The following is a 4752-nucleotide window of genomic DNA, read 5'->3' on the forward strand; positions in this document are numbered from 1 at the left end:
CGCGGCCAGACAGGAGATATTGATATTGGATGTGCCGGCCTCTTCGCTGGCAAGCCAGCTCCTACAGGTATTGCGGCAATATCACGATCACAAGGCCTGCCACCCACCGCCAAGCGCCTTGTACAACGCAATACTCGCCTGCATCCGCGCCAACCTCAGCTGCACATTCAAATCCTGCGCCGCATACAGCGTGCGTTGCGTCTCCAGCACCGTCAGCAAATCCTCGGCCCCCGCTTCATAACGGCTTTGCGCAATGTTGAACGCGGTCTGCGCCTGGCTCAGTTCCTCGCTTTGCCATTGCCGCTGTCCGTCCAGCCCGCGAATGCTGTTGAGGGCTTTTTCCACGTCGGCGAATCCATTGATGATCGCCCCGCGATAGGTCTCCAGCAGTTCTTCCTGGCGGCCCAAAGCCTTGTCGCGTTGGGCGCCCAGGCGCCCGTTGTTGAACACTGGCGCCAGCAGCCCGGCGGTGAGGTTGTAAAAAGGGCTGCGCAGGATGTCGCCAGCACTGTCGGCACCCGAGCCGATTTCCGCGCTCAGGGTAACGGTCGGCAGCATGGCGGCGCGGGCGACGGTGACGTCGGCCTGGGCGGCGGCCAGTTGCGCTTCGGCCCGGGCGATGTCCGGGCGCCGGCTGAGCAATTCACTGGGGACACCGGCGTCGATGGCGGGCCAGGACAATTGATCGAAGTGTTCCTGGACCAGCGCCAGTTCCTGCACCGGGCGGCCGAGGAGGGTGGCGAGGCTGATCTGCGCGTCCCTGGCCTGTTGTTGCACCAGGGGCAATTGGCGTTGCTGCGCCGCCACCAGGCTTTTTTGCTGGGCCAGTTCCAGGGCGGTCGCGGAACCTGAGTCGAAGCGGGTCTGCACCAGTTTCAACACGTTCTGCGCGTTAGCCAGGTTCAGCTCGGCAATGCGACTCTGCTCCTGCAACGACAAGGTTTGCGCATAGGTGTTGGCCACGCCGCTGAGCAGCGTCAACTCGACGGTGGCCTGATCGAACTCGCTGGCCTGCAAGGCAAATTGTGCGCTGTCACGGGACGCATGCTGGCCACCCCAGAAATCGATTTCGTAGCTGGCACTGAGGCTGGCGTTGAAGTAATCGACGGCGCTGTTGTCGCTGTCCGCATCCAGTTGGCTGTAGCCATCGCCGCGCAGCAGTTTTTGCCGGTTGGCATTGAGCGCGGCCTTGACCTCCGGCAGCTGGGAGCCCGCGGCGACCACCGTTTGCGCCTGAGCCTGGCGCACCCGGGCGATGGCGGCGGCCAGGTCGTAACTGCCCACCCGGGCCTGTTCGATCAGGCGACCCAGTTGCGGGCTGCCAAAGCGGTTCCACCATTGCTGATTGTCGTGGGTGGCGCCCGCGGTGTGCGGCGATTGCCAGGCGGCGGGCGGCGTTATGCCGCTGTCCGGGCGCTGGGCAGGACTGCCACAGGCGCCGAGCAACAGGCAGAGGGTCAACACACTCAGTTGCGGCTTCATCGAGAGATCATTCACTGGTAAGGGCCGTGACCGGGTCGAGTCGGGCAGCTTTGCGGGCCGGCATGAAGCCGAAGACAACACCGGTGACCAGGGCGCAGCCGAAGGCGCCCAGCACCGCTATCAGGGAGAACGCCACGGCGACTTCGCTGAGGATCAGCACGCCGCCGACGATCAGCGCCAGGGCGATCCCGGCCAGGCCGCCGACCACCGAGAGCATCACCGCTTCGGTGAGGAACTGGCGCAGGATGTCCCGCTGGCGGGCACCGGTGGCCATGCGGATGCCGATCTCGCGGGTGCGTTCGCGTACGGTCATGAGCATGATGTTCATCACGCCGATGCCGCCCACCAGCAGCGAAATCGCGGCAATCGACCCGAGCATCAGCGACAGGGTGTTTTGCGTGCGTGCTTCGGCCTGGATCATGGCCGCGTTGTTGGTCAGCTCGAAATCCTTTTTGCCGTTGTGCAGGCGCAGCATCAACTGTTCGATGGCGTGCTCGGTCTCCTTGACCTTGCGCGCATCGGCGGCGGCAATCGCGATGTATTCCGGGTTGTGGGTACCGAACAGCCGCACGCTGGCGGCGGAGTAGGGGATGGCGATGCGGTCGTCGCTGTCGGAGTCGCCGGAGCTGGCGCCTTTTTCCGCGAGCACGCCGACCACCTGGAACGGCACGTTTTCGATCAGGATGTACTGGCCGATGGGGTTGGCCACGTCCTTGAGCAGTTTGGTCCGCACCTTGTGGCCGATCACCGCGACCGCAGCTGCGTTCTGTTCATCGGCCTCGGTGAAGTAACTGCCTTCGACCACCGGCCAGTTGAAGATGGCCGGGAAGTTGGTGTCGTTGCCGCCGACGTAGCTCAGGTGGTCGAGGTTGCCGAAACGTACCCCGGCTTCCTGGCCATTGACCGGCATGATGCGCATCACCTGGGGCAGGCTCGCCACCGCCTTGACTTCGTCCAGGGTGACGATGCCCAGCGGCGTTCGCGGGTTGGGCGACGAGCCACTGAGGTAGATAATGTTGGAACCGAACGCACCCATCTGCGCCATGACCTGGCGCTTGCTGCCTTCGCCGACCGCCAGCATCACCACCACCGACGCCACGCCGATGATGATCCCCAGCAGGGTCAGCGCGGTGCGGAACTTGTTGATCCACATCACCCGCCAGGCGGCTTGCACCGCGTCGACCAGTTCGCCTTTCCAGGCACCGTTGGCTTGCGCGCCTTCCGTCAGGCGCTTGCGCAGGTCCACGGCCTGCAGCGCACCGGGATTGGTCGAGGTTTGCGCGGCGGGATTGTCCCGGGCGCTGTCGCTGATGATCAGGCCGTCGCGGATCTCGATGATGCGCTTGGCCCGCGCCGCCACTTCGCGGTCGTGGGTGATGAGGATCACCACGTGGCCCTGGCTCGCCAGCTCGTCGAGCAGCGCCATGACTTCCTTGCCGCTGTGGCTGTCAAGGGCGCCGGTGGGTTCGTCGGCGAGAATGATATGGCCGCCGTTCATCAAGGCGCGGGCGATAGACACCCGTTGCTGCTGGCCGCCGGACAGTTGGTGCGGGCGGTTGCCGGTGCGCGTGGCCAGGCCCAGGCGTTCGAGCAGGGCCGCGGCGCGGGCATGGCGCTCGGCGGCCGGAGTGCCGGCGTAGATCGCCGGCATCTCGACGTTTTCCTGGGCCGAGCCCGACGGGATCAGGTGGTAACCCTGGAACACGAACCCGAAGGCTTCACGGCGCAGCCAGGCCAGTTCATCGCTGCCCAGGGCGGCGACGTTTTCTCCGGCGAAACGGTATTCGCCTGAGGTAGGGCGGTCGAGGCAGCCGAGGATGTTCATCAGTGTCGACTTGCCGGAACCGGAGGCGCCGACGATCGCCACGAACTCGCCGGCATGGATCGACAGGTCGATACCGCGCAACACATGGACTTCAGGGGCGTCGCCACCGCCGTAGGCTTTGCGGATGTCAGAAAGGCAGATCAGGGGCGTCTGCATTCAACCGCCACTCCCGTCGGCCGGGCCGATCAACAAGTGATCGCCCTCCTGCAGGCCGTCGAGGATCTGCACCCGCAGGCGGTCGCTGATGCCGGTGCGCACGTTGCGTTGTTCGATGCTGCCGTTCCTGGCCACCACTTGCGCGGTCTGGCTGTCGGCTTGCGCGCCGGCCTGCAGGGCGGCGATCGGCGCGGTCAGGACGTTCTGCGCCTGATCGGCGACGAAAAATACCTGGGTGGTCATTTCCGCCATCAGCGCGTTGTCGGCGTTGTCGACGTCCAGCAGCACGGTGTACAGCACCACCCGCGCGCTGCCGCTTTTGCTCGAGCTGGCGGGGCTGCCGCCACCCTGGCTGGTCTGGTCCAGGGGTTTGGGCGGTACGGGCAGAATCTGCCGCACGGTGCTTTGCCAGCGCCTGGTGCCGCCGCTGAGGGTGGTGAACCAGGCGTTCATGCCGGGTTTGACGTGGCCGATGTCGGCTTCGGAGACCTCGGCCCACACGGTCATCGGCGACAGCTTGGCGATACGCAGGATCAACGGGGTCTGCTGCTGGGCATTGAGGGTCTGGCCTTCCCGGGCATCCAGCGCGACCACGGTGCCGGACATCGGCGCATAGATCCGCGTGTAGCCGAGCTCGGCCTGATCGCTGCGCAGGCTGGCCTGGGCCTGGCGAATCTGTGCCTGGAACATGTCGATGCGCGCTTGGGTGGCACGCAGTTCGGCCTGGGCGGTCTGCACGTCTTCTTCGCGGGTGGCGTTGCCGGCCTTGAGGTGCTGCTGGCGCTGGTATTTCTGCTGGGCGAGGTCGTGTTGCGCGCGTTGCTCCTGGAGCTGCGCTTTCAGGTTTTCGATGGAGAAGCGCCCGGCATCGAGTTTGGCCTGTTGCGTGGAAGGGTCGATTTCCACCAGCAACTGACCTTCCTTGACCCGGTCACCGACTTCCACATGGATCTTCTGGATCTGCCCGGACGCCTGGGCGCCGACGTCGACATAACGCCTGGGTTGCAGGGTACCCAATGCCGTGACACTGCTTTCGATGTCGGCGCGGGTGACCTGCACGGTGGCGAACTGGTCACGCCCGGGCGGGATGAACTGCCAGGCCGCAACGGCGATAACGGGGATCAGGCTGAGTGCTACAAGCAGGGCGCGTCGGGTGTGACGGGGACGTTTCATGCAGGGTTCCAAAGCAGTTGAACACTGCCGTGGAGCCGGCAGGGACATGGAGCTGTCCTTGTAGACGAGGACAGCAGCAGGGAATTTAGGCCCGGACACACGGCGTTACACCTGCC

Annotated in this window: 3 protein-coding genes; all 3 read right to left on the reverse strand. The window is 65.2% G+C overall.

Annotation, left to right across the window (positions count from 1 at the left end; translation table 11 throughout):
• Positions 1-87: 87 nt before the first annotated feature.
• Genes ACM6I6_RS20385 through ACM6I6_RS20395 form a run of 3 tightly spaced genes read right to left on the reverse strand, consistent with a single transcriptional unit; the run spans position 88 to position 4636 of the window.
• Positions 88-1482 (reverse strand): efflux transporter outer membrane subunit, encoded by a 1395-nt coding sequence (locus ACM6I6_RS20385; RefSeq protein WP_414920636.1) that lies wholly within the window; start codon positions 1480-1482, stop codon positions 88-90.
• Positions 1483-1489: 7 nt separating this feature from the next.
• Positions 1490-3463, reverse strand: a complete 1974-nt coding sequence (locus ACM6I6_RS20390) for a MacB family efflux pump subunit (RefSeq protein ID WP_406591788.1) — start codon at positions 3461-3463, stop codon at positions 1490-1492.
• The gene (locus ACM6I6_RS20395; protein ID WP_274075505.1) at positions 3464-4636 is read right to left on the reverse strand and encodes an efflux RND transporter periplasmic adaptor subunit; all 1173 of its coding nucleotides are present in this window, start codon (positions 4634-4636) and stop codon (positions 3464-3466) included. It abuts the gene before it with no gap.
• Positions 4637-4752 lie beyond the last annotated feature (116 nt).

Origin of the sequence: Pseudomonas sp. IT-P218 (assembly GCF_949767605.1) — a bacterium.
GTDB classification, from domain to species: Bacteria; Pseudomonadota; Gammaproteobacteria; order Pseudomonadales; family Pseudomonadaceae; genus Aquipseudomonas; species Aquipseudomonas putida_AE.

Coding starts and splice junctions, on each gene's coding strand:
- ACM6I6_RS20390 (WP_406591788.1), bottom strand. CDS start 3,463: ATGCAGACGCCCCTGATCTGCCTTTCTGACATCCGCAAAGCCTACGGC.
- ACM6I6_RS20385 (WP_414920636.1), bottom strand. CDS start 1,482: ATGAAGCCGCAACTGAGTGTGTTGACCCTCTGCCTGTTGCTCGGCGCC.
- ACM6I6_RS20395 (WP_274075505.1), bottom strand. CDS start 4,636: ATGAAACGTCCCCGTCACACCCGACGCGCCCTGCTTGTAGCACTCAGC.